Origin of the sequence: Enterobacter sp. MF024 (assembly GCF_005843915.1) — a bacterium.
In the GTDB taxonomy this organism is placed as follows: Bacteria; Pseudomonadota; Gammaproteobacteria; order Enterobacterales; family Enterobacteriaceae; genus Enterobacter; species Enterobacter barmai.
Window position 1 is genome coordinate 935,422 of sequence record NZ_VCBB01000001.1, and the last position, 24,235, is coordinate 959,656.

Sequence of the window (24,235 nt, forward strand, 5' to 3'; positions counted from 1 at the left end):
AAAGCGTCTCAGCGTGAAGGCTGAGACGCTTTCCCACCCGCTTATTTCAGCAGACGAACCCGACAGTTTTTGCCTTTGATCTTACCGTTTTGCAGCTGTTTCCACGCCTTCTGCGCCACAGACTGACGCACCGCCACATACACGTGCGCAGGATGCACGGCGATTTTACCGATATCCGCACCGTCCAGGCCAATATCCCCGGTCAGCGCACCCAGCACATCGCCCGGACGCATTTTGGCTTTTTTACCGCCGTCGATGCACAGGGTTGCCATCTCTGCTGCCAGCGGCGTGATGCTAACGTTTGCCGGGGCATCCACCCAGTTCAGCTTAATTTGCAGCATTTCAGCCAGAATATTGGCGCGCTGCGCCTCTTCCGGCGCGCAGAAGCTGATCGCCAGACCGCTGTTACCGGCACGCGCGGTACGGCCAATACGGTGAACGTGCACTTCCGGATCCCAGGCCAGCTCGTAGTTTACTACCAGCTCCAGGGATTTGATATCCAGACCGCGGGCGGCGACGTCAGTGGCAACCAGCACGCGGGCGCTGCCGTTGGCGAAACGCACCAGGGTCTGATCGCGATCGCGCTGTTCCAGGTCGCCATGCAGCGCCAGGGCGCTCTGCCCCGCCTCGGCCAGGGCATCACACACCGCCTGACAATCTTTTTTGGTGTTACAGAACACCACGCAGGAGGCAGGCTGATGAATGCTGAGCAGCTTTTGCAGCAGCGGGATTTTGCCACGCTGGGTGGTATCGAAGAACTGCTGCTCAATGGCCGGCAGCGCGTCTACGGAGTCAATTTCAATGGCAAGCGGATTTTGCTGCACGCGACCGCTGATGGCGGCGATCGCCTCTGGCCAGGTGGCGGAGAAGAGCAGCGTCTGGCGTGTTGGCGGCGCAAAACGGGTCACTTCATCAATGGCGTCGCTGAAGCCCATATCCAGCATGCGGTCGGCTTCATCCAGCACCAGGGTTTGCAGCGCATCCAGAGAGACCGTGCCTTTCTGCAGGTGATCGAGCAAGCGCCCGGGCGTGGCAACGATAATGTGCGGGGCATGCTGCAGAGAGTCACGCTGCGCGCCGAAGGGTTGTCCGCCGCACAGGGTTAAAATTTTGGTGTTCGGCAGAAAACGCGCCAGCCGACGTAGCTCACCCGCAACCTGATCCGCCAGCTCGCGCGTCGGGCAGAGCACCAGGGACTGCGTCTGGAACAGCGTGGCGTCAATTTGCTGCAACAGCCCAAGGCCAAAGGCAGCCGTCTTACCACTGCCGGTTTTGGCCTGCACACGGACGTCGCGTCCTTCCAGGATCGCTGGCAGCGCGGCAGCTTGTACAGGGGTCATCGTCAGGTAACCCAACTCGTTAAGGTTATCGAGTTGGGCGGCAGGCAGAACGTTCAGCGTTGAAAAAGCAGTCACAGTTATTCTCGCGGTAAAAGACTCACAGTCAGCAGGCGCGTATCCTCGCAGATCTCTGCCTCTGATGCGACATTTTAATCGGCACTTCATCAGGCGGTGGATCCGGCATCGGCTGCGGGCGTGGGATAGGATCGGGAACGGGCACCGGATCGGTAGGCACCGGGTCCGATAGCCGCGTTTGTTGCAGCAGCAGTGTTAAGAGCATGGCCATATTACCCTCCAGAAAACGCGTTGGTCTCTTTTAGGGTAGTCGCTGCTGGATTGCAGGCAAAAAAAAGCCGACTTATTTAAGTCGGCGTCGTACGAATCAATTTTGCTATGCAGTAATTCAAAAAAGGAAGTAAGACAATATGGAGCGCAACGCCCATCGCTTGACGTTGCATTCACCTGCGGGAGAGATATTGCACCTTATGGGTAAATCGTTTTTTGACTTCGCTCAATTAAAATAGCGTTTTAAGAATGTTATGACGTCAAAAAAATGTAAATTTACAGCCATTTACTGCGATGTAACCACCATGCAACACCACCAATCAATACCACTAACATGATGCAAAACAGCGAGAAGCCGAAGCGGAAATCGCCGCCGGGGATGCCCCCAAGGTTGACGCCGAACAGGCCGGTCAGGAAGGTGCTGGGCAGAAAGACCATCGCCATCAGCGACATGGTGTAGGTTCTGCGGGAGAGCGACTCCTGCATCACCTGGGCGATTTCGTCGGTCATGACTGCCGTTCGGGCGATACAGGCATCAATTTCATCCAGCCCGCGTCCCAGCCGCTCGGCGATATCCTGCATTCTGCGGCGCTGATCGTCGCTCATCCACGGCAACCGTTCACTTGCCAGCCGGGCATAGACATCGCGCTGCGGCGCCATGTAGCGGCGCATAACAATCAGCTGTTTGCGCAGTAACGCCAGAAAGCCACGGGGCGGTATCTGCTGGTCGATGAGATTGTCTTCCAGGTCGATGATTTTATCGTGCAGCTCTTCTATAAACTCACTGGCGTGATCGGTGAGCGCGTCGCAGACATCCACCAGCCAGCCGCCGCAATCCTGCGGACCGGTACCCTCTTTTAAATCGCCGATGACATCGTCCAGCGCCAGCACTTTTCGCTGCCGGGTGGAGACAATCAGCCGCTCGTCCATATAGAGGCGCATCGCCACCAGTTGATCCGGCCGCTCATCGGTGCTGCCGTTAATGCAGCGCAGCGTAATTAACGTCCCCTCGCCCATGCGGGTGACCCGAGGACGGAGGCTCTCGCCCGCCAGCGCGTCACGCACGTTATTGGGTAATAACGGCGTCGAGGCCAGCCAGTGGGCGCTCTCCGGGTGGGTGTAGTTCAGGTGCAGCCAGCAAGGATGCTGCTGATCGATAACGTCATCGTCGGTGAGTGGTCTCGCCCCGCCTTTACCATCCAGTACCCACGCAAAAACTGCGTCAGGAACGTTAACTTCCGATCCTTTTATGCCTTCCACAGCGCCTCCGCCAGTAGCTGTTCTTTGCTGTCAGTCTAGCCAGACTGCCAGCTTAAGCAACACTTTCCCCCGGCATCGCGCTGAATTTATTCATAAAAGAGACTATTCCTGAACTCTGTAGCGCGAAAAAAAGCCTGGCGAACCAGGCTTTATTGTCAGGCACGGGCGGGATAGCTTCGCCCGTCATACATGGGCGCAGAGGCTCCCGGTTCGAGATGGAAGTTGCGGGTGCGGGTTTGCAGTTCAACGACCTGATTTTTCAGTACCGCCGATGAGCCCGATAGCTCCTCTACCATGACCACGTTGCTCTGGGTCACCTGCTCCAGATCGCTCAGCGCCTGGGTGATTTGTGCGATGCCCCTCTCCTGCTCGTAGGTCGAGGTAGAGATTTCGTCCATCAATTTGCTGACCTGCCCGGAGCCGCTGACGATCTCATGCATGTTCTTTTCGGCTTCCGCTACTACCATCGCCCCCTGACTGACGTTGCTGCTGGTGACGTCGATCAGGGATTTGATATTTTTGGCCGCTTCGGCGCTCCGATGCGCCAGGCTGCGTACTTCCCCCGCCACAACGGAGAAGCCTTTACCATGATCGCCAGCCCGGGCGGCTTCGACCGCCGCATTGAGTGCCAGGATGTTGGTCTGGAACGCAATGCCGTCAATCAGGGTGATAATCTCCGTCATCTGCTGGGCGCATTCAGTAATGGAGTGCATGTTGTTAGCAACCTGCCCCATCAGTTCGCCGCCTTTTTTAGCCTGATGTGTTGCCACACTGGCTTTCTCATTGGCGAGCCGGGTGTTATCCGCCGTATTTTTGGTGGTGGCGGCCATCTGTTCCATGCTGGCGGAGGTCTGGATCAGAGACGCAGACTGCAGCTCGGTTTTAGAGGCCAGCGCCGTGCTGCGGGCGGCGAGTTGTTCAGAAAGCGTCATCGCGGTATGGGATGACGATCGGATCTCGCGCACCAGGGTCGCCAGATTGTGCGACAGCGTATTTATGCCCGGGATCAGTCTGCCAGCGCAGTTGTTACCAAATTCCGGGATAGTGACGCCCAGGTTCCCAGAGACAACCTCTTCGATACTCTTCTTCACCGTATTGATTGGCACGACCAGGTACTGAGTCATGTAAAGCCACAGAAAACCCCATGTGATGACAAATAAACAGTTAAGTAATATTAACAAAGACATTTGCGGCGCTAAAAATACTACCAGTCCATCAATTACCAAAAACACAACTACCAGATAACTCAGAATAAAAGTCCTCACACTTATATTTCTAAGCATAATAGATCCTACAACGCTATTTTCGGAAGGTAACAACTATATAGCATTCAGTTTTTATTTTTTCACTTACATTTCGTAGAGACAAACTATTAATGACATACACACCATAGTTTACCTTAAGGCAGAACATAAACCCTGATCCTCCTGCGCGAATGGGTGTTCCACCTGAATCATTGCGCACCCAGCTCTTTTTACGGATTATATGCTTAACAACGCCATTTAAGCTTTATACTTAAGCTGCATAGCTGTTCCGGGGTGTGGTATTTAGCCCTGCTTAAATAGCATGGCGCGGGTTATTTCTTCTCTCAATGCAAAATAATATTAATGTTTTCATATCAGCGATCCGATACTGAATTAAATAGATAGCTCCGGGCGTAGTGGCGAATAAAACTGTTCCAGTTGGTAAAATTAATACGAAATTCACGCTGATATCACAAAAAAATTCTGCCCGAGCGGATGAAGTGGAGTATGTTTCAAAGAACCCGGCGTGTGCCGCTCCGTCGTGGCCTTCCGGTATTTCGGTTGACGATAAATGAGATGAGCTATGTCGCCTTCAGGGTTTGATGCACTGGATATGCTTAAAACGCCCGTATGGTTAGTATCCCCGGTAACGGAGGATGTGCTGTTCGCCAATACGGCAGCCAAAACGATTATGCAGGATGCGACACTGGACATGCTGCGTAAAGGTGTCTGCTCGGCCCATGCCCAGGCGACACTTGCGATGTACGTGCCGGATTTAAAAGCCCGTCAGGAAATTATTGAAGTCTGGAGCGTGGTGGCGGATCGCCAGCAGACCAGCCTCACGTGTCGCCTCTCGCTGGCCGTTTTTGACACTCTCGGCGAGGTGATTGTCTTTGAAGGGATGGCGCGGCAGCCGGTAACGGGCCTCAAGGCCACCCGTTCAGGCACCTACCAGCGCAAAAAACAGGGCTTTTACGCCCGCTTTTTCCAGACCAACAGCGCCCCAATGCTGTTAATCGATCCCGCCCGGGACGGCCTGATCGTGGATGCCAATCTCGCAGCCCTCAACTTTTACGGCTATATCCATGAAGAGATGTGCAGCAAGCACACCTGGGAGATCAACACCCTTGGGCGCAACATTATGCCGGTGATGATGGAGATTGCGCGTCTGCCCGGCGGCCATAAGCCGCTCAACTTTATCCATCGCCTTGCCGACGGCTCCACCCGGCACGTACAAACCTATGCCGGGCCGATTGAGATCTACGGCGATAAACTGATGCTCTGCATTATTCACGATATCACCGAGCAAAAACGTCTTGAGCAGGAGCTTGAACACGCCGCGCTGCGCGACTCGCTCACCGGGCTGCTCAATCGCCGTCAGTTTTATAATCTCACCGATAATACCTCGCCGAACCAACTCCCGGCCCAGCAGGAGTTCAGCCTGCTGCTGGTGGATACTGACCATTTTAAGGGTATCAACGATATGTTCGGGCATCAGAAAGGCGACGAAGTATTAATTGCCCTCGCACGGACGCTGGAAAGCTGTAGTCGGAAAGACGATTACGTGTTCCGCTGGGGAGGTGAGGAGTTTGTACTGCTACTGCCCCGCACCTCGCTGGATGCAGCGATGCAGATCGCAGAGACCCTGCGCGCAGCCGTCGCCCGCATTGCCATTCCCGGCCTGCCCCGCTTTACTGTGAGTATTGGCGTCGCGCGGCATAACCCGAATGAAAGCATCGACGAGCTGTTTAAGCGTGTGGACGATGCGCTGTATCGCGCCAAAAATGATGGTCGTAACAAAGTGCTGGCGGCCTGACAGTGCCTGCCGGTGTGTTTATTGCGTGAGGAGTGATGATGATGAGCAAGAAGATTTTAATGCTGGTCGGGGATTACGCTGAAGATTACGAAACCATGGTGCCTTTTCAGGCATTGCAGATGATTGGTCATCAGGTTGACGCGGTCTGCCCTGATAAAAGCAAAGGCGATTTTATCATGACGGCGATCCATGATTTCGACGGTGCCCAGACCTACAGCGAAAAGCCCGGGCACCGCTTTGTTCTCAACGCCGATTTTACCGGGGTGAAGGAAGCGGATTACGACGCGCTGTTAATTCCAGGCGGACGCGCGCCGGAATATCTGCGTCTTAATGAGCAGGTGCTTGAACTGGTGCGCGCTTTTGACCAGGCAGATAAGCCGATTGCCGCCGTTTGCCACGGTCCGCAGCTGCTGGCCGCGGCTGGCATCCTGAAAGGTCGAACCTGTAGCGCCTACCCTGCCTGCGCGCCGGAAGTTCGACTCAGCGGCGGAGAGTATGCCGATATCAGTATTGACCAGGCGCACGTCGACGGCAATCTGGTTACTGCTCCGGCCTGGCCTGCCCATCCGCAATGGCTGGCGAAATTTGCCGAGGTGTTGCAGAAGTAAGAGTTGAATTTAGACAGGCTGGCGGTTCAGGCCAGCCTGTCGACAGCGTCAAAATAACGCTCTCTGGCTAACACGCTGTCGTCCCTGAAATTTTCTGTTTGCCCCAAACAGCCTTTATTCAGCCAGGCCATGTTTCAGCGCAGCATAAGAAGCAATCAGCTGCTGCAGATGTTGCTCCACCTGGCTCTGCCGCACGGCGTTACTGGCTTGCCCGGGGGGAGTAACGGAGAGCTGGCGCAGCTGCTCCTCTGCCGGAACGGTGCGGTTAAGCGACTGCAGAATGGCAAAGACCGCCGATTTCAGTTCGCTGACGGTCATATATTTGCCCTTCTGCTCGTCCAGCGCGTTAAGCCGGGCCGCCAGTTGCTCAAGCTGCGTCACACCCTGATGCCAGCCGGTCAGATTTTCCGGTGCCAGCGCAATAGCCACCTTCTGCTGCTGCCACTGCTGCGTCAGGCTTTTTCCCTGTTCAGGCCATAGCCTGAGCGCCTGCTGCACCAGGTTATCACCATAGCTCAGCGCCCAGTCTGGCTTTAGTGCTATCAGCTGTGCCAGCTGCTGCTGTGTCTGGAAAATTCCACTCTCCAATGACTGAGAAGAGTGTTGCAGGGTTTGTAGTTGCTCAGCAGAAAGCGCTGCAGGCAAAGAGGTAAGCTGCCCCTTCACGGGATCAGGCTGATGCATTAACTGCCATCCCCCCACCAGGGTTCCGCCCAGCACCAGCATGGTCAGCATCCCGGCGGCAAAGGGCTTCCAGGGCTTCGCGGGTGTTGGCGATTCCGGCAGTGATACAGGTTGAACGACAGGCTCATACGTAACCTGTGCAGTCGGCTCATTCGTATTTTCAGCCGGCACGGCAACGCCTGCAGGGGGCGTGTTATCCATCCCATCGCTATTTCCCAATCGTACCGCCACGTTATGCGTCTGCACGCGCAGGGTATCGAGCTGGCTGACACGCGCCACGTCCAGATGCGCTAATGCATGGTCCAGAACATTCATGTGCTCCTCTGCCTGAGACAGTTGAATGAGGTCGGCATGCGTCAGGTCCAGCGTTCGCAGAACCCGCTGCAGCCTTTGGCTCAGCGTATTGAGGATTTCTATTCGGGCAGGCAGTGGCTGCGGCCACAGATTGTCCCACTCCCGGGTGACTAAGGCGGTGACGAGCGCCAGGCCATCATTCAGCCCATTCAGCCCGGCCAGGTATGCGCGTGCCAGGGTAAACCAGGCCGCGGTTTGCAGCTCCACGCCGTTGTGTTCAAACAGGGACAGGCTCAGTTTTTCTGCCTGCAGCCAGTTCACATCCGGGCGCGCCGGATGCGTCAGCTTATTCATTTCATTACGCAGGGCGACATAGTCCGCAAGCGTGCGCGGATCGCCCCCGGTTTTATAGGGGCGCTCAGAAGGTGTTGTCATGATATTTTCAGTCTGAAGAAGGGCTAAATTGCGGAGCGGGCATCCAGATACTGCTGTTGTTTAAGGTGCCGGATAAGCACCCTGCCCTCGGGCATGAACTCGGTGCCGTAGCGTACAAGGCCGATGCCTTTGAGTTCGGCATCGATTGCGTAGCGCAATTCACCCGGCTGCGCCTGCTCAAGCATCACCACCGTGACCCTGCTTAAGCGCGGCTCATACTTCAGCAGTACCGCGGACAGTATGGTAATCAGCTGATGCGCTGAACCCGGCATCCCCTGGAGAATTTTGGTCATATCCGGCAGGCCGTAATCCGGGAGATGCGCCAGCGTACCGGCGCGACAGTTGAGCACGCGCTGCATGTTATCGAGTACTGATAGAATCACCTGGTTCTGCTCACTGACCTGGCGCAGGCTGAGGCCACCGGAGAAATTACCACTCAGCATTTCATACAGCGACGGCGTGTTGTATCCCTGTGGCATCAGTCATCCTTCAGAGGTTGTAACGCCAGATGGTTATTTCCGGCTTCTAGAATACGGGGTTTATCCGGATCGAGATCTTTACGTTTGAGAACCTGCTTCCAGGTATTGTTGGTCAAATCCGGATGGCGGAACAGTCCAACCACCGCTACAAACTGCGTGTCCTCTTCCATCGGCATATCAAGATTTGCATCCCCGCCCGGTTTTACCACTACGTCGCGTGTCGCCAGCAGATCGGCTTTGAGGATCGTTTCGCCGTCCTTGAGCAATTGCTGATAGACCGTTTTGTCGAACTCTTTGCGTTCCTTCAGCTGGTAAATACGGACCACCACCGGCTCAGACAGTGAGTTACTCTCGCGGGAATCCGTATTCAGTGCTTCACGAGCCGTAAAATCGAGATGGAGCACCTTAATTTTCTTGTAAAACACCGCGGTGTAGACTGATTTGGTGCCGTCTGCGACGCCCTGCGTCACTCCACAGCCCGTCAGGCTGAACGCCAGCAGTGCAGGTAGCCAGCTCGCAGGCTTAATCAAACTTGTACGTAACACGTCGGTTTCCTTGTTGTTGTGTTGCAGAATGCATACCTGTGTAATAGCCCAGTTCCGTCGTAAAGGTCGGCGGGATATCCTCTGCAATCTCATCCTTTTCAGCCCCCAGCACACCGTTCATGCCGAGCCAGAAAGATCCTTCGCCGAGTGGCGGAACGGCCAGCAGGCGGGTCAGAGTGGTCAGCGTGATTTTTGCCTTAAAGCGCCAGCCGAGGTAGACGCGCAGCATTACCAGAAAATCCTGATACAGCTGGCCGTCCGGCCTCCAGCCCTGCGACTCGTTTTCGTTATCGGAAAAAAGTGCAATCAACAACTGGCTGCTGGCATCCATCGCTTCGTCGCCAAGCGGCGTGTTGCCGTCCAGCACAAAATCTTTATCACCGTAAAAACCCAGTGGCTGACTGACCTCGACCGGACGCAGGCAATAGGGACTCAGTTTCACTATGGTACCGGGTGCCAGCAGGCTCACCAGTGCCTGTATCCCCTCCTGGGTTTTTCCAGGCTGCCGCAGCACGCCAAGCAACGACAGAAAACGGGATACCGGAGTCGCAATATGCTCTGCGGTACCCGGTATGCCCAGTCCCACCAGACCCAGCAGCGACTGCGAAATGCTGTCGGTCCCGCCAGGCTCAAACGTGGCCGGGTAAGAGTATTTTCGCCAGATGCGATAGAACTGCGTCAGGATTCGGTGACTGAAGATATCCAGAAATCCCTGCAGCGCCTCGTGCCCATCCCTGCGCTGGGTGATGTCATCGAGATACGCTGTCGGGAGCGGCGCATCCACGCCGTACATCCCCATAAAGGTGGTGCGGATGACCGGCGGGTTAGTGCCGTCCTCTTCATCATATTCAATTGATTTCAGTTCGCTCGCCGGGAACCCCATTCCCGGATGCGGCGCAAATCGCACCGGATCGTGTGCCAGATGGCTGGTCGAGCCCATCAGCGGCCTGCCCGGATTACGCTTCTCCAGTAACTGACAAAAACGATAAAAATTCATGCAGTGGAGGTCAGCTTCCAGCCTCGGGGTCAGCCGGGAATGCGACGGTTGTGCTTCTCTTCCCATTCCAGGCGCTCTCCGGTTGGTTGCAGAATGATGATCAGGCGGTTAAACAGATAGATGTCGGTGTACAGCGCGAAGAAACGGCTCAGCATCTCACCAAACAGGCAAATGTCGCCACGCCCGGCAAAGCCGTGGCTGTCAAGCGTCACCTCAATCTGCACACCGCGCACCAGGTAGCCCTGCTCGAAACGCTCGGTTTCACTGTGCTTCACGTCAATGATGGCTTCCAGACGACGGCGATTCATCTCGCTGTCGGTCCATTCGTACAGCGCGAGGGTACCGCGCAGCACGTCGGCGTTATCCATCATCGACAGGAACCCACTACCAAGATGGCTCAGCACGCGCCAGTGAAAACGGTCCTGTGCCGGTGGGTAGCAGGGCAACGTCGGCGCACACAGATTTCGTACGGCGACACTGGCCGAGGTGGTTTTCATTACCGTATCGAGCACAGTGCTTTGCAGCGCCCGTCGTGGTAGTTGGCCATTAGTACCGGTGAGCGTCAGCGACAGGCTTTCATCTTCTGGTACCGTGTGGTTATCAAAAGCTTCGCCCCCGAGGATAAGCCAGGTGTTATGCAGCCCTGACGGGCCACGGCGCACGCGGGTGTGGTAGTAATATTCCGGCGCTTCATGACGCATCATTCCACCTTTGTGGCGGAAGCTTGAGAACGGGACATAGGTGTGCTGGTTCGATGAGATCACCGAATCCACCGTGTATATCTCGGTATGGCCATCCTGCACACGCATCGGGCGCAGCATGTATTCGGTTTGCAGTGAGTTGATCGTCAGCGGGTCGGACTCCAGCGGGAACAGGTTAATCACCGGCACACAGTTTAATCGCAGGTGTTTCTCCGTAAAGCTGAAGTCGTGTTCCCAGCGCTCCGTCAGAACCATGTCGATTTCAAACCATTGAAGTTCTGCCGGGAAAGTCACAGTCTCAAGCCCTCGAAGGCCGGTGAACATGAATTTTTCGCGGAAAGTGAAGTACTCCAGTAGCAGCTGATAGCCGCTAAAGCTGCTGGTACCTTTTGGCCACAGCGTATCCTCATCATCAAATCCCAGCGCGGTGAAATACCCATCGAGCGGTCTTCTGTCCACATCACCGGGTATCCGTAGCCACATCCGGGCCACGTTCATGGTGAATGCTTCATGCATGGCGCAGGCCAGCGGCGCATCAGCACTGAGATAGAACGGAAGTTGGCTGAGATCGATACGGCTCCAGTCCGCCAGTTGGCTGCAGTTAAACCGCAGCCTGACGACTGAACAACCTTCGGAATCAGTCGCCAGGCGAACCTGCTCCAGCGAGAGTGGCTGAAGGCTCATTTCTTTAGTGGTGGTGTACCGGCAGCGGGTCCCCTTCTCGCCGATCGGCCGCGAGTTCACTTCGAAGCCTTTGACAATACGCATCGGCTCTTTCATTTCGCGCCAGTCAGGAGTGAACTCCACCACTGACATTGACGGAATGGTACGCAGGTAATGCGGCCACAGCAGGCTGACCAGCCCTTCGGTCAGTTCAGGCAGGTCGTCGTCAAGCTTCTCACGTAGGCGGCCCATCAGGAAGGCAAAGCCTTCAAACAGACGTTCCACGTACGGGTCGCGCGCACTGGCTTTATCAAGGTTGAGCATTGCTGCCTGCTCGGGGTGAGCTCGGGCAAACTCTTCGCCCGCTTCCAGCAGGTAGCGCATTTCAGCGTCATAATAACGCAGGGTTAAATCGTCCATAAGAACCTGAATTTATAAATTTTAAAGGTAGGCTGGGCTTTTTTTACACACAAAGCACCGCACTGCCTGCCGGGTCAAGTGCAATCAGACCGGCAAGAATCTGGTCCATCTCAGGCTGAAGCCGTGATTTATCGGTTTCACTGCGTGTGGCTTTCATGCGCAATAGTCTGAGGCGACGTGATTTCACTTCAAACAGCAGTGCCGGTACCCATTGTTTGAGGGTGATTGTCTGAGCTGCACCATCGAGTTCACCCAGTAGATGCAGCGCCAGTTCATTTTTGCCCTTCTGCTCGGCCACGCGGGCCATCAGCAAGCGCAACAGCCATTTATCTTTTGTAGAGTCGGTACCCGGCCGTGTCTGCAGCCAGTGGAGTGTGGCTTCCAGGCCGTCAATGTCCGCTTTCTCCAGCGCTTCCGGCTCAAGGGCCAGGATATCGTTATCCGCCTCACTGACGGCACTGACCGGTTCATCCCGCCAGCCAGACATATCGTCCAGCACGCTCTGGTTTATCCAGCTCAGCGTGACTTCATCGGCAAACGGCGTACCGTCGTTAAAGGCCAGGGTTTCAAGCCCTGTGAGGCGGCGTAACAGCCCTTTAAGGTCGGCGGTGATGATGTCGGCCAATACATCCTGCCCCGACTTCACAAGTGCCTGATGGATATACCACTGCAAATCCAGCCAGAGGTGATTGGCACCACGCGAGAAAGTGCTGTCTGCCTGTTCCAGAATCTCCAGCCAGCTCTGCTGCAGGTACAGGCGTTTGAGCATGGCTCGTTGGTCAGCCCGGGGCGGTTCGATACGCGTTTTCCCTTCGGCATCCGGTGCCGGGATAGCGCTCAGCGTGTCATGGCGCAGGCTTTTCATCAGCCTGTGTGCGGCTAGCCAGCCATCAGGTTGCTCACGCAGGTATCCGGTAAGTGTACGGGCCTGGGCCAGCAAATCCTGACCGGAGGTTATGCGGCTCAGTATCGGTGCTTCAGGTTCTGCCGTATAAGACGAGGGTTGGATTCGCGTCTGGCTGCTGGCGTTCTGTGGCACCACGGCATCCACACCTCCGGCCTTCATCAGGCGGGATTCTAGCGCGCTGTACAGGGCATTCAGCTCTGGTCGTGACGTCTCCGGCTCTGTTTCCATGATGTCACTGAGCAACAGCAACGCTCCGGCGGTACGCTGTGCATCCTCGCGTACAACCTCCGGATACAATGACAGACTATCCAGTACACGGGTACCGGCTAGCCAATCCAGCGCAGCTTTGCGGCTGCGGTCCCGCTGTGGGTGAAGCTGCATGCCGAAGCTCTGCAGTAATATCGCCAGCAGTTCGAGTCCTTCGGCAAAACCGGCTTCGCCATCCTGGTGCAGACGCGCCCAGCAGTAATAGGTGGCAACCCGGATATCTTTTGCGGTGGTGGTCAACAGTTTTTCGGCAAGCGTGCAAATCAGCCCGGTGTCAATGCCGGAAAGTTTATTGACCTCCTCGCGGATACGCAGAAAATCATCATCATAGCCTGGATCTTCCCCTGTCAGATGGGTAGCGCTAACCGGCGCGAGCCAGGACTGCCAGCGTTCCGGGCGCACCTGAGCCTGTTGCCGCAACTGAATGTCGTCCGCCTGAAAGGCAACCACCAGATTCTGCAAAGTATTCATTATTCGATTCCGTCCATATCACTGCTTTCCGTGCTGGTCATCAGCGCCTGAGCCGTGGCCGCGCTGTCGACGCTGAATATCCGATCCGGCAGCGTGAAACCGCGCAGTGCCAGTAAGGCCAGCGGCCCGCTGCCCAGCTGTGAGCGCAGGACCCACTGCAGGGTACGGCCATCCGGGGCGGTGAAGTTCATCATCCACTGGCTGCGGTCAAGCTGCTGGCGTTTGCCCTGCTCCAGCCAGCGAATGAAGCCCCAGGTCCCGCTGTAGTCCCCGAACAGACGCGCCCCGGCGTTAACCGTGGTCCAGGTCAGCATGGTTCCCGGCTTCCAGGTATCTCCCGGCCAGCGGAAGGACTGCCAGTCAGCCATCTGGTTAAAGTAGTGCAGCTTTTGTCCGTCAACGGTCAGTTGCGTCTCCACCACCTGCGGCACAGGGCGTGCCTGCAGCTCAAAGCTGATGCCCTGGCTGCCATCGGTAAACAGGATGTCTGACAGCTGGCTCAGCTGATTAATCGCCCGCAGGAACGCCGGGTTAAAGCTCAGCCCCTGACTGTTGACCTTATCCGGCACCCACTGGCTGCCCTCCTTGTGCAACACACCGCCGAGCTCTGTCGTCAGAAAGCGCTCAATACGGCCGCTGTCCTTGCGCACAAACTCGGCCAGCATCGGCAGGGAGGCATCACTTTTGCTCGCGGCAAACGGAAAGCGCCCGTCAAATGCCGTATGCCAGTTCGCGACAACCGAACGGCTCCACTTGTCATTGAGGCTCGCCGCCGACGGCTGAAGCACGGTCTCCCAGGCCTGGGTCAGGGGCTGCACAAACATCGTGCTGCCAAAACCGCTCCACTCTTCGCCAAGGCTTGCCGAAATCAGACTGCCGTACTGCCGGGTGTCGGTCAGGTCCACGCTTTTGCCCTGAAACACGGTCTGCGCCAGGGTCTGCATCATCTCCTGCGGGTCGGAGGCACTGGCCACCTGTTGCAGACGCAGGCGCACGCGGGTGATGCGGGTCAGGTACGTCTGCAGGCTCAGGGAGTTATCAGCCGACATCACGTTGTTGCCTTTGTTTTTACCCAGAAGCTGAAGCAGCGGGCCGAAGGTTTCATCCAGAGGTCCTTCCGGGCCTGACGCTGTCTGGTCAATCGCGGGTTTGTCCTGTCCACCCACCAGGTCTTTAGCCGATTTAATGATGGACTCCGAAAGGCGTTCACTTTGCTGACCGGTCTGTCCCTGCCAGGCGAGGGTGTTCATCAGGGCAATCAGCGGCGACTGGCGAACATCACTCATCAGCGTCAGCTGGTCTGTGACATCTGCAATGTTGTTCGCCGGGTTAAGTTGCAGACTGTTGAGAAAGCCCAGCCAGCTGCCGGCAAAATCGGTGAAATAACGTTGCGTCAGACGTGCTTTCAGGGCTTCCGGCGAGAGGTCAGCCGACACGGCTTTTCGGGAATCGCTGAGCACCCAGTCAATTTCATCCCGGCGGGAATTAGCGGCCTTTTCGATAGCCTGCTGAATACCCCCCTCCCAGGCCTGACGGGTGAACATGCCCGGCACGGCCTCGTCGGTGGTGAACAGGCGACGGGCATCGGTCCCGCCGGTCATGTCCTCCAGAGACACATCGGCAAAGTTACGGCGCACGGATTTGAGCATGTTCTCATACAGCGTGCTTTCCGCGTTGCGCCGCCCGATTTGCTGCAGCAGCACCTGGCGGCTCTGGCTGACCAGCTGCGCATCAGGCGTGATTTTCCACTGTGGCTGCGCCGGCAGTTCGTTGATGTAGAAGGCCCACAAATCCGGCGCCAGGCTCTGCCAAAGCCCGGTTGAAATGCCCGTTCGCGCTGGCTGCAGGGTTTTCATGGTCTGCGCGAAGAATGCCCCGTTGACCTTGTCCGGGCGGGCCATCATCAGCCAGGCTTTCAGCTGGTCATAACCCGGTCTGGCCAGCTGTGCCCGCTGGTCACTATTGGGGGCGGAGTTTACCAGGGCGCTGAGTTTCTGTGTCAGCGCCTGATTCGCCGGGTCGCGTATCAGGCGGTTATTCGCCACGCCGTACCAGGGCAGCATTGCATCGAGCAACTGCCGGGTATGGTCCAGACCAAAGCGCTGGTACCAGGGCGTCCCCTCCTTAACATTGTGCAACAGGCGACCAGCGTCGTTTCGCAGTTCATGCAATGCCGTCAAGTGGTAATCAGAAACGGAAGGATGCTCAACTAAATCATGCGCCTTGTTCGCCACAGAAGAGATTTGACCGTAGTTCAAAGCAAAGGAGATCAGTATGCCTCCCCCCCAGGAGCCAATCACCGCCATCTTCACCCAGCCAAGCATCCGCTCCCACGGCATGCCAACACGACGGCCGCACGCCCGGGTACAGTCCTTAAAAATACCCTGCCAGATGGAGGAGAACGTCAAAGCATGTTTGTGATCGCGAAGCGCAGCGTCTTCGGCGGAACCGGCTGAGGGCTCTGCATTCCCCTTGAGACTGAACATCAAGCCGCGAAGCGGGACACGCTGCTGTGCGCTGTACAACCACGGCGCTAAACGCATCTTCCAATCTTCGCTGCCGCCATACTCAAGCTGCTGAGCCAGGCGCAACATAAAATCATAATCGCGGTTATCTGCTATCTGCGAAAGCCCCTGCTCGCGTAGCTGAGGCAACAGTTTATTCAACTGCCCTGCCACGTCGTCCGGCTTAGCCCGCAGCGGTAAAATCACACCAATGGACTGAGTTTTACGCTCTGATTGTGGCCAATCGCTACTGCACAGCTGCCACAAATAAACCGGGGCAGAATAATGCAACGCCCCACTGATTTTCTCCAATCCGCGCAGGTCGTTATCACTCATCTGCGGCGTGAGCTTCTGGCCTTCGGCAATCACGCGCACAATACCGTCGAGTGGGCGGCCACGGCGCAGCTTGCGCAGTGCAGTATATTTTTCGCTGTTGATCTCTGAATCCAGGCTACCACCGTAAATCAACACGGTACGCTCGCCTTCCAGCCATTGGCTGGTCTTCAGACCAGGAGCCAGCTGTTCGATTGAGGCTTCATTGCCAGTGACGAGCAGCAGGCGGATTTTGCTACGCCAGAAAAATCCGTAACGAATTCGAAGATGATTTTCAAAACTGGAGAATGATTGACTCCTGGTACTGCCCACTGCTGAGGAAGGAGCGAGCTTCTTGCCCGCCACCAGCGGCTTAAAGACAGTTTGATTTCTTCTCTGCTTCCATCGCCACCAAACAGGTGAGCCAACCAGGCCAAAAAGCAAAACGGCAAAGACAGTTCCCCAGACCGTCCAGATTTTTGGAATTGAAATCCCAAGTTTGTTCAAACTCTCCTGATTGATAAAAATTAAAAATGCGCTTAACCCCGCAAGACCGAGAATTAAAAGGAAGTACCCCCATGAACCATAGCGTGCGTTAAGCATTATTTTTTGATCTGTCATGCGTAAAGCTCCCTGGCAATCAAGCAAAGCGTCCCTGTTAGCTGCGGCGTCTGGCTTACCAGCAGTTGATCCTTACCCGTTTTGTTGGCGGCTTCAGACAGCATAACCAAGGAAAGTGGCAAGGCCATCTCTCCAGGAGGTCCAAAAGAGAGATCGATAGAATGCAGAGGCCTTTTTTCTGGCAGCGGCCAGTGGTGGAGAGCAGCGTATTGCATTATCTCCTGGGCGGTTTTTTCAGCTGCCCCCATCAGCCAAACGTATTCCAGATACTGCTTATCGGGCTGTACGTATTCAAATAACATATTTAACTCATTAATAATGCTTCCTGCTTCCATCGGCATCATACGCGTTATACCAGCGATAACAGGCATTGAATGCAGCCGAGCAAAATCAGGTGAGGTAATAAGCTGAGCAGAAATAAACTCACTTGACTGCCCGACGCTTCGGGGGGGCCAATCCTGGAGAGAAATAATTAATATCAACCCGTCAGTAATATTTTTATCATATAGAGATTCTAAAAATTCCATTGAATGAACTGAGTGGGGTATAAGATCCCATTGTTGAAAAATCAATTCATTGCATTCTGTGTCAACTCTGTTTTGTGATTCATAAACGTAAATAGAGTGTAAGAAATGGCGATAGCCAGGGTACTGCTGATCCAGCTTTCGGTCTGTTTCTTTCATTAATGACGGAAAACTATGCGGGGAATTGAATAATGGACGAGCTTTTTTAGGAAATGCTGGAACCTTTTCCAACTCACCTAACAGCGCCTGCATTCCTTCTTCTTCCGGAGAAAACAAAACATTGCCAACCACGGCAAGCTGTTGTCGACTCCAACTGCGCCATTCGGCTTTAGTTTGTTCTGTTTCGAAATTCCAGGCTCTACTGGCTACGACAGACTGCTCATAGCGATTAAAAACCACACCAAATATACAAAGCCAAATGAGCAATGCGGGCAGCGCTCCGTAAAAGAAGATTTCATAGTAAGTTGCCATATTCCATAACCATAAACTCGAAGCAACTCCTGCAATTGATATCAGTATCAATACTATTATCCATAACCAATAGTTAGGTGGTGGAAGCGAATTTTTTTCTGGAATATCAGGTATAGGCCACGCCATAGTAAAACTCGATATGTTTATGTTTGATTCAAAAAAATCGAAGAAGAAGTTAAAACTCATAAACAACGCATCTTTTTAACTGAATGCCATCCTGCACACTAACAGGCTAAACCTAACATTAAGCTATGCATTATTTTAGAATTATTACTGTAGCATTTCATATCTCAGAGTCATCCATTCTTTTCTATATGTTATTTTAAGAATAGACACAAGCCACTTATGTTTAGATTTTGCGCAAAAGCTTTTTTTATTTCTGTAGCGGCAAATATCATTCCATAACGCTTTTTTATCAAACCCGCCCCATACAGAAGGTGCTGGCGTCAGAAGATTGGTGTAACAAACCGGGGCAACCCATTCAAAAAAAATTTCTTCAACTATAGCGACAGGGAATTTTTTTGCTATTGAGGATATATATTTGAAATCGACTTCATTATCTACAAATATATCTGAAAGTGCGCCACACAAATCGAAGTAAACTAGTTTATCTTCCACGCTGTAAACTCCTCAATTTCCTCATCCAGACTATCAGCAACTACTGAACCTGCTATACCGCCAGCTGCGCTACCTAATAATACTAGCGCAATAGCGCAGACCGGAGCTCCCGGGCCGCAAAGTGGCGCTACGGCGAGACCTGCTAACCACCCACCAGCGACACCGCCGCCAATTTGCACACCCTGTTTTATCGTTTCTTTGGGTTTATTTTCAGCGTTTAATATTTCATAGGTTGCCAGTGACGCTGTTATTAAAACACCAACTTTCCCCATTACCTTAAGTCTTTGGTTTGATGCATTGAATTCTGGATTGCCTCGTGCAGATGATTCGATAATTTCGTAATGAATAAAACTTTTCTGCTGTGCAGTTAACTCTTTAAATGAACGCTCGAATTTTTTGAACGCATATTTATCGTAGAGGTCATCTAATGTTGGAGGTGCTTTTTTATGCTTTTCAGCAAATGACAAGCCTGTAGATGATGTGTATTTCCTGTGCTCCGCAAGAATTTTATTTCTCATTTCATAGCAAAATTCAGAGGCTTCTTTAACCGTTATTTTCCTGGCTTTAACCATTTCCTTTACTTCTGATGTTACTCTTTTAATATTTGATGTATAACTGGCCCTGACATTAGCATCATTTATAGCATCACTGGAAAATTTGATTGCGGTTCCCTCAAGCGCCGCAATTGCATTATCCAGAATAGGGGTTTCCAACTCATGCTCTTGCCCAGCCTCATATAGACCTTTAATGATCATATAGTCCATTAATCACCCATAATATTTTTTAATAGTTTACTGGTTAAACTTTCACCGATGAGATTGTTATTGCACGGACGTTCAATTTCAACAAAATTACAGGTACTTGCAGAAACAGTAGAGATGTATATCTTGTTATGATCATCGATCACCCCTTGATGTACACTGCCATCATCCATTGTTAAACGATAATTAAGGCCTGAATAATCTTCTTTTATTGGTAGAGAAAAGCTTATCCATAAATTATCCATTACAGAATTAGCTTCTATAATAGTGGGAATTGCTTCTGCCAATCCTCCTGCATCATCCTTAGAGTAACTATCCGAAATGCCAGGGATAAATTTTGCATGGCACGGACAGGAGCTAAAACTATCAAGCGACCCCGCAAGAGCCCCCCCTTCATTAAAGGTAGCAGCGATCCCTCCTAAGACTTTATAAGTTCCCGGGTGTTTACCACAGCTAACCATATCCCCTTCTCTGGCAGCAGAAACGCCGTACCATTGAAACGTTGAATCGCCGGTAAGGATCTTCCCGCCACAGGTGGTACTATCACCGACTCTTAAAAAATAGCCGACGCCCATCGTGTTTCCTTGTTTGAAATATTATGAGAGTATGCGAAAAATATTCAAAAATTTACTAGCGACTATTTATAGCGCACGGAATTCCCCAGTCGGCCCCAGATTTCTATCATCTGCGCTTCGCTGTAGCACGTTTTTTTGCTTACTGCCGAACCCTATATTAAAATTTGGCTTATCCGGTGTAGCATCACGTTCATTAGTATTAAGCCTGAAATTGTGTTCTTTCCATCCTTTCTTGTTGCTGTATTCCTGATGGTTTGTGTACTACCAAAAAACCATGATAACGCCGGAATACCGTTAGGTAAGAGTTCCACATTCTTAATGGTGTCCTGGTTTGAGGTTTTAAGCGTTTCATTAATTTACGTACTACTGTTAAAAAGGGTGTAGTCCGAACCTTTAACTGTGTTATGCATATCGCCACAAAAAAAATCATTATTTTCATGGCGAACTGTGATGTTTTACTGATATTTCCTACCATTATCCCGGACAAACACATTAATAATGAAAAGGTTTTCCATCCTTTTGGCCGATCAGAATGCGCCGGGGCGCACGCGTACGCTACGGCTAATAGTGTCCCAGAAGGCGATAATTTCCTCTTTGCTGTAGGAGGTCGGCGGCATGGAGTCATTCTCCATGGTCAGAATAAAATTTGGGGTCTTATAGCTGGCCGTCAATTCATTTATGAACATATCAAAACCGTAACGCGGCTCGTCCTGAGATACCTGTAAACCCGTTGCCAGAAACTCCTGGGCCTGCAGGCCGTTGACAATAAAAGCCCCTTTTCTTTCAACCTGGCCTCGGTACAAATTACTCTCTATCTCACCAGATCTCTCCAGTACTGTGTCCTTTTCACGCGTAAAATTATCGGTGGAGATAATAATCTTTATATATTCGAGTGTGTTGCTTTCAAAACCAACAGAAATATCTTCCCTGTCCTCGGAAGTCGGATCTGTGGCAATAAACGCGTGGGTGATACAGGATCCTGGCTTCGTCGGAATGGCATTATTATCCCTGCCGCTGATTCTCGCCATCAGCAACTGCATCTGGCTGACATCACTTTCTACATAGTTTTGAATTGGATCACCATTGCGTTGCCTTTCATAACGTGAAGCTGAATTATTTACTGTTTGCTTTTGTAGCTTGATGACCACACCGTTGGTATACAGATAACCTTCCAGAATTCGCATTGCATCTGCAACACTTTCGTTTACATTCCTTTCAAATATTACACCATCCATACCATCCGGTAACTGCCAGACCTTTTTCAAAAAGGGCATGTTTTCACTTCTGAGTGTATTGCTTGCACGTAATCCAGCCTCCCTTCTTATCAACTGTTGAACAAAACCTGGATGGTACATTTTCTTGGTAGCAAGATAAGTTTTATACATATCTTCCGGTCTGGAAATTACCGCAGCCCAGATATTTTTATCCAGCGGGGCTGAGTCATTATAAGCCGTAAAGGATGATGGCAGGTCGAGCATATAGCGACCGACACAGTAAGGTTTCATTTCGGCGTTTATTTTGTTCATGGCTACCTGCTGTGATGATGTCAGTGTTTGTGGCGATGGGTCATAAGGGCAAAAATACTGATAAACCCCGATCCCCAGCACGACAAAAACAGCAAAAATAATGACTTTCCGTTTTATTTTATACATTGTGAAGCCTCCCGGTTAACTGTCTGCAATCCGTTCCGACAGGTCAGAACGCGCCGGGACGCACGCGTACGCTACGGCTAATGGTGTCCCAGAAGGCGATAATTTCCTCTTTGCTGTAGGAGGTCGGCGGCATGGAATCATTCTCCAGGGTCAGAATAAAATTGGGTGTCTTATAGCTGGCCGTCAATTCATTGATGAACATATCAAAACCGTAACGCGGCTCGTCCTGAGATGCCTGTAAACCCGTTGCCAGAAACTCCTGGGCCTGCAGGCCGTTGACATTAAAAGCCCCTTTTCTTTCCACCTGGCCTCGGTACAAATTACTCTCTATCTCACCAGATCTCTCCAGTACTGTGTCCTTTTCACGCGTAAAATTATCGGTGGAAAGAATAATCCTGATATATTCAAGTGTGTTGCTTTCAAAACCAACAGAAATATCTTCCCTGTCCTCGGAAGTCGGATCTGTGGCAATAAACGCATGAGTGATACAGGAGCCTGGCTTCGTCGGAATCGCATCATTATCCCTGCCGCTAATTCTCGCCATCAGCAACTGCATCTGGCTGATATCACTTGCGACATAGTTTCTGGGTGGACGCCCCCTTCGTTGCTCATTATATATAGAGCTCGAATCATTAATGGTCTGCTTCTGAAATTTAATAACCACACCATTAGTATATAAATACCCTTCCAGGATGCGCATTGCGTCCGCAACACTTTCGTTTTCATTCCTTTCAAAAATCACACCATCCATACCCGCGGGTAACGGCCAGACTTTTTTCAAAAAGGGCATATCCTGTGCGTCAATAGTTTCGCTTTCTCGTAAAGCCTTTTCACGTAATGCGATTAACTGCACAAAACCAGGATGATACATCTTCTTTGTTGCAAGATAGGTTTTATAGGTATCCTCAGGCCGGGAAATCACCGCCGCCCAGACATTATTATCCAGCGGCGCAGAGTCATTATAAGCCGTAAAGGATGATGGCAGGTCGAGAATATAGCGACCGACACAGTAAGGTTTCATTTCGGCGTTTATTTTGTTCATGGCTACCTGCTGTGATGATGTCAGTGTTTGTGGCGATGGGTCATAAGGGCGAAAATATTCATACAATCCATATCCCGCTACGATGAAGGCGACCAGTATAATTGCTTTTTGTTTTATATTATTCATGGTAAGCAAGCCCTGTGTTTTTCACCTGCTGTGCAATTTTTATAATTGAGCGAAGAGTAAACCAGCGCGCATCCATGGTGTTGTCAGATTTGTACGCCCCCTCGTGGTCTACGCCCACACCGAGTTGGGCTTTTAACTTTGGAGAAGTGATCACTGCCGCTCTCACCGGCACAGTGCCGTCGCCGTCTTCCGCAGGAGGTGATAATTCATATTTGCGGGTAACATACCCCTGGTCGGGTGTTTCCAGCGTAGCATAGCGGACGGTCTGGTTAAATTTGTCCGCCGGGTAGAAGATTTCCCCCTGTTCGCTGACCTGCGAGCGGTAGGCTTCCGGGGTATGTATTCCACTTATGTCCTTCCAGTGCAGTTCTGCATAAGAGGGGTATTTCTTCCCGTCATTTCCAAAAAAGGCATAAGTATGTTCATGATAATGCCCATTAAGATCCTCTACAAACATCTGAACATCTGTAAAAAGAATGTTTTTGAAAGATAACCAATCCTTATCTAGTTGTCGTTTATCCATATTTTTATTATCCGGGTTAATAAAGCGTTCTTCGCATAACCCCCACCACGTAGACCTTTGTGTGTAGATTTCGGTGTAGGGATCTGTCTTAGGCAAAGGCTGCTTAAGGCCCTCAATATGAAACCATCCCATACCGTATGCCTTGCCAGGCAAGAGCTGTAAAGGACCCGGTGATTGTGCCAATACAGGGGTCATTTCCCCCCCGCTACTGCCAATCACTAAACCAACTGTCCCTGCCTCTCCCGCTTTCATACGCTTATAGGCCATCGGCGCACCGCGGTCCGGCATCACTCCATGCACAATACCCAGAATATTTTTCTGTCCATAATCACCTTCCAACAGTTCCGAATAGTAGCGGGCAACCAGTCCTCCCATTGAGTGGGTCACCAGGATCACCTTTTCGCATTTGCGTCCGCTTGCTTTGTAATCGCCAATAATCTTTTCAATACGTTTGGCCAGCATTTTCGCTGAATCCACATTCGACTGAAGCCAGTTATAGCCCACAGCATGGACAGGAAACAGGTACTGATAGCTCAATGCCACTTCCTCAGAGGTCAGGTTACTCTCACCGATCTCTGCCCCCAATGCTTTATCCAGTAACCTCTCACGCAAGGTCAGGCTACCATTACTGCTGGTCTTATTTTTTAACATTGCCTGGTTATCGTTTAGCGCCTCCTGGAGCCAGGGGAGGAAAGTGCCATAGCTCATCGCCCCCACTTCCCCCCAGCCTCTTTCCCGGCGAGATTTAAATAACAGGCGCTCTTCCGGGCTTTCAGTCTCGATTTTCCCGCTGGGATCAACCACGGTTTTGGTGGGGTCCAGTAATTTTTTTCTTTCCTCGGCGCCACGTACTAACCAGGATTTCATGCTCCATGTTCCATCTACCTTCCAGATAGACTTGCCGTCTGGACTCATCAAATTACTCCCCATTACCCCCGGTAAAAACACAACGGGGATAACTCTGTCCGGCAATTTATAAAGTTTGGCCCATTGCTCCTTGTCTTTGGGCGTGGCAATGACCTTATAGAGGGGATGACCAAACTTGTCGTACCCCAGCAGGACGCTATTGCTTTCACTGGCTTCAATCATC

At 52.4% G+C, this 24,235-nt stretch carries 19 protein-coding genes; 2 read left to right on the forward strand and 17 right to left on the reverse strand.

Going from position 1 to position 24,235, the window contains the following annotated elements; all coding sequences use genetic code 11:
• Positions 1-41: 41 nt before the first annotated feature.
• The 3 genes from dbpA to FFB58_RS04585 form a co-directional block, all read right to left on the reverse strand.
• A complete protein-coding gene (dbpA, locus tag FFB58_RS04570) occupies positions 42-1,415 on the reverse strand; it encodes an ATP-dependent RNA helicase DbpA (RefSeq protein WP_138369156.1) in 1,374 nt (457 codons plus the stop codon).
• A 486-nt stretch (positions 1,416-1,901) separates the two neighbouring features.
• Positions 1,902-2,885 carry a zinc transporter ZntB gene (gene zntB / locus FFB58_RS04580; protein WP_138369157.1) on the reverse strand — a complete coding sequence of 328 codons (984 nt, stop codon included), beginning with the start codon at positions 2,883-2,885 and terminating at the stop codon, positions 1,902-1,904.
• 155 nt (positions 2,886-3,040) lie between these two features.
• Positions 3,041-4,168 (reverse strand): methyl-accepting chemotaxis protein, encoded by a 1,128-nt coding sequence (locus FFB58_RS04585; protein WP_138369158.1) that lies wholly within the window; start codon positions 4,166-4,168, stop codon positions 3,041-3,043.
• Positions 4,169-4,712: 544 nt separating this feature from the next.
• On the opposite strand from FFB58_RS04585, the gene FFB58_RS04590 reads away from it, so the two are divergent.
• Together FFB58_RS04590 and FFB58_RS04595 are read left to right on the forward strand one after the other, a co-directional pair.
• Positions 4,713-5,945 (forward strand): sensor domain-containing diguanylate cyclase, encoded by a 1,233-nt coding sequence (locus FFB58_RS04590; protein WP_138369159.1) that lies wholly within the window; start codon positions 4,713-4,715, stop codon positions 5,943-5,945.
• 41 nt (positions 5,946-5,986) lie between these two features.
• Entirely contained in the window at positions 5,987-6,553 is a 567-nt protein-coding gene (locus tag FFB58_RS04595) for a DJ-1/PfpI family protein (protein WP_138369160.1), read from the forward strand.
• Positions 6,554-6,667: 114 nt separating this feature from the next.
• On the opposite strand, the gene FFB58_RS04600 is transcribed toward FFB58_RS04595, so the two are convergent.
• The 14 genes from FFB58_RS04600 to FFB58_RS04665 all read right to left on the reverse strand — a co-directional run bounded on the left by FFB58_RS04600 (position 6,668) and on the right by FFB58_RS04665 (position 24,234).
• Complete coding sequence (locus FFB58_RS04600; protein ID WP_138369161.1) at positions 6,668-7,966, reverse strand: VasL domain-containing protein; 1,299 nt, start codon at positions 7,964-7,966, stop codon at positions 6,668-6,670.
• 23 nt (positions 7,967-7,989) lie between these two features.
• Entirely contained in the window at positions 7,990-8,445 is a 456-nt protein-coding gene (tssE, locus tag FFB58_RS04605; protein WP_138369162.1) for a type VI secretion system baseplate subunit TssE, read from the reverse strand.
• Positions 8,445-8,990 (reverse strand): type VI secretion system lipoprotein TssJ, encoded by a 546-nt coding sequence (tssJ, locus tag FFB58_RS04610; protein WP_138369163.1) that lies wholly within the window; start codon positions 8,988-8,990, stop codon positions 8,445-8,447. Before tssJ ends, tssE begins: the two co-directional genes overlap by 1 nt.
• Positions 8,968-10,053, reverse strand: a complete 1,086-nt coding sequence (gene tssG, locus FFB58_RS04615) for a type VI secretion system baseplate subunit TssG (RefSeq protein WP_138369164.1) — start codon at positions 10,051-10,053, stop codon at positions 8,968-8,970. Before tssG ends, tssJ begins: the two co-directional genes overlap by 23 nt.
• Positions 10,017-11,771 carry a type VI secretion system baseplate subunit TssF gene (gene tssF / locus FFB58_RS04620; protein ID WP_138369165.1) on the reverse strand — a complete coding sequence of 585 codons (1,755 nt, stop codon included), beginning with the start codon at positions 11,769-11,771 and terminating at the stop codon, positions 10,017-10,019. Before tssF ends, tssG begins: the two co-directional genes overlap by 37 nt.
• 43 nt (positions 11,772-11,814) lie before the next feature.
• On the reverse strand, positions 11,815-13,416 hold the full coding sequence (gene tssA / locus FFB58_RS04625) for a type VI secretion system protein TssA (protein WP_138369166.1): 1,602 nt from the start codon (positions 13,414-13,416) through the stop codon (positions 11,815-11,817).
• Entirely contained in the window at positions 13,416-16,853 is a 3,438-nt protein-coding gene (locus FFB58_RS04630; protein WP_138369167.1) for an ImcF-related family protein, read from the reverse strand. Before FFB58_RS04630 ends, tssA begins: the two co-directional genes overlap by 1 nt.
• Positions 16,850-18,034, reverse strand: coding sequence for a hypothetical protein (locus tag FFB58_RS04635; protein ID WP_353620490.1), 1,185 nt, complete (start codon positions 18,032-18,034; stop codon positions 16,850-16,852). Before FFB58_RS04635 ends, FFB58_RS04630 begins: the two co-directional genes overlap by 4 nt.
• An 84-nt stretch (positions 18,035-18,118) precedes the next feature.
• Positions 18,119-18,466 (reverse strand): hypothetical protein, encoded by a 348-nt coding sequence (locus tag FFB58_RS04640; RefSeq protein ID WP_138369168.1) that lies wholly within the window; start codon positions 18,464-18,466, stop codon positions 18,119-18,121.
• Positions 18,451-19,230 carry a hypothetical protein gene (locus tag FFB58_RS04645; RefSeq protein ID WP_286172521.1) on the reverse strand — a complete coding sequence of 260 codons (780 nt, stop codon included), beginning with the start codon at positions 19,228-19,230 and terminating at the stop codon, positions 18,451-18,453. Before FFB58_RS04645 ends, FFB58_RS04640 begins: the two co-directional genes overlap by 16 nt.
• A complete protein-coding gene (locus tag FFB58_RS23010) occupies positions 19,230-19,802 on the reverse strand; it encodes a PAAR domain-containing protein (protein ID WP_286172522.1) in 573 nt (190 codons plus the stop codon). Before FFB58_RS23010 ends, FFB58_RS04645 begins: the two co-directional genes overlap by 1 nt.
• Before the next feature lie 527 nt (positions 19,803-20,329).
• Entirely contained in the window at positions 20,330-21,454 is a 1,125-nt protein-coding gene (locus FFB58_RS04655) for a T6SS immunity protein Tli4 family protein (protein WP_138369169.1), read from the reverse strand.
• Between the two features lie 43 nt (positions 21,455-21,497).
• The gene (locus FFB58_RS04660) at positions 21,498-22,622 is read right to left on the reverse strand and encodes a T6SS immunity protein Tli4 family protein (protein ID WP_171029928.1); all 1,125 of its coding nucleotides are present in this window, start codon (positions 22,620-22,622) and stop codon (positions 21,498-21,500) included.
• Positions 22,615-24,234, reverse strand: a complete 1,620-nt coding sequence (locus FFB58_RS04665; protein ID WP_138369170.1) for a hypothetical protein — start codon at positions 24,232-24,234, stop codon at positions 22,615-22,617. The genes FFB58_RS04660 and FFB58_RS04665 overlap by 8 nt, the downstream gene beginning before the upstream one ends.
• Position 24,235: the final 1 nt, after the last annotated feature.

What these genes read in the sequence shown, in the direction of transcription:
- tssF (WP_138369165.1), bottom strand. Translation starts at nt 11,771, where the DNA reads ATGGACGATTTAACCCTGCGTTATTATGACGCTGAAATGCGCTACCTG.
- tssE (WP_138369162.1), bottom strand. Translation starts at nt 8,445, where the DNA reads ATGCCACAGGGATACAACACGCCGTCGCTGTATGAAATGCTGAGTGGT.
- FFB58_RS04660 (WP_171029928.1), bottom strand. Translation starts at nt 22,622, where the DNA reads ATGAATAATATAAAACAAAAAGCAATTATACTGGTCGCCTTCATCGTA.
- FFB58_RS04600 (WP_138369161.1), bottom strand. Translation starts at nt 7,966, where the DNA reads ATGACAACACCTTCTGAGCGCCCCTATAAAACCGGGGGCGATCCGCGC.
- FFB58_RS04595 (WP_138369160.1), top strand. Translation starts at nt 5,987, where the DNA reads ATGAGCAAGAAGATTTTAATGCTGGTCGGGGATTACGCTGAAGATTAC.
- FFB58_RS04585 (WP_138369158.1), bottom strand. Translation starts at nt 4,168, where the DNA reads ATGCTTAGAAATATAAGTGTGAGGACTTTTATTCTGAGTTATCTGGTA.
- FFB58_RS04635 (WP_353620490.1), bottom strand. Translation starts at nt 18,034, where the DNA reads ATGAGTTTTAACTTCTTCTTCGATTTTTTTGAATCAAACATAAACATA.
- tssA (WP_138369166.1), bottom strand. Translation starts at nt 13,416, where the DNA reads ATGAATACTTTGCAGAATCTGGTGGTTGCCTTTCAGGCGGACGACATT.
- FFB58_RS23010 (WP_286172522.1), bottom strand. Translation starts at nt 19,802, where the DNA reads ATGGGCGTCGGCTATTTTTTAAGAGTCGGTGATAGTACCACCTGTGGC.
- FFB58_RS04630 (WP_138369167.1), bottom strand. Translation starts at nt 16,853, where the DNA reads ATGACAGATCAAAAAATAATGCTTAACGCACGCTATGGTTCATGGGGG.
- FFB58_RS04655 (WP_138369169.1), bottom strand. Translation starts at nt 21,454, where the DNA reads ATGTATAAAATAAAACGGAAAGTCATTATTTTTGCTGTTTTTGTCGTG.
- FFB58_RS04590 (WP_138369159.1), top strand. Translation starts at nt 4,713, where the DNA reads ATGTCGCCTTCAGGGTTTGATGCACTGGATATGCTTAAAACGCCCGTA.
- FFB58_RS04665 (WP_138369170.1), bottom strand. Translation starts at nt 24,234, where the DNA reads ATGATTGAAGCCAGTGAAAGCAATAGCGTCCTGCTGGGGTACGACAAG.
- tssG (WP_138369164.1), bottom strand. Translation starts at nt 10,053, where the DNA reads ATGGGAAGAGAAGCACAACCGTCGCATTCCCGGCTGACCCCGAGGCTG.
- FFB58_RS04645 (WP_286172521.1), bottom strand. Translation starts at nt 19,230, where the DNA reads ATGGACTATATGATCATTAAAGGTCTATATGAGGCTGGGCAAGAGCAT.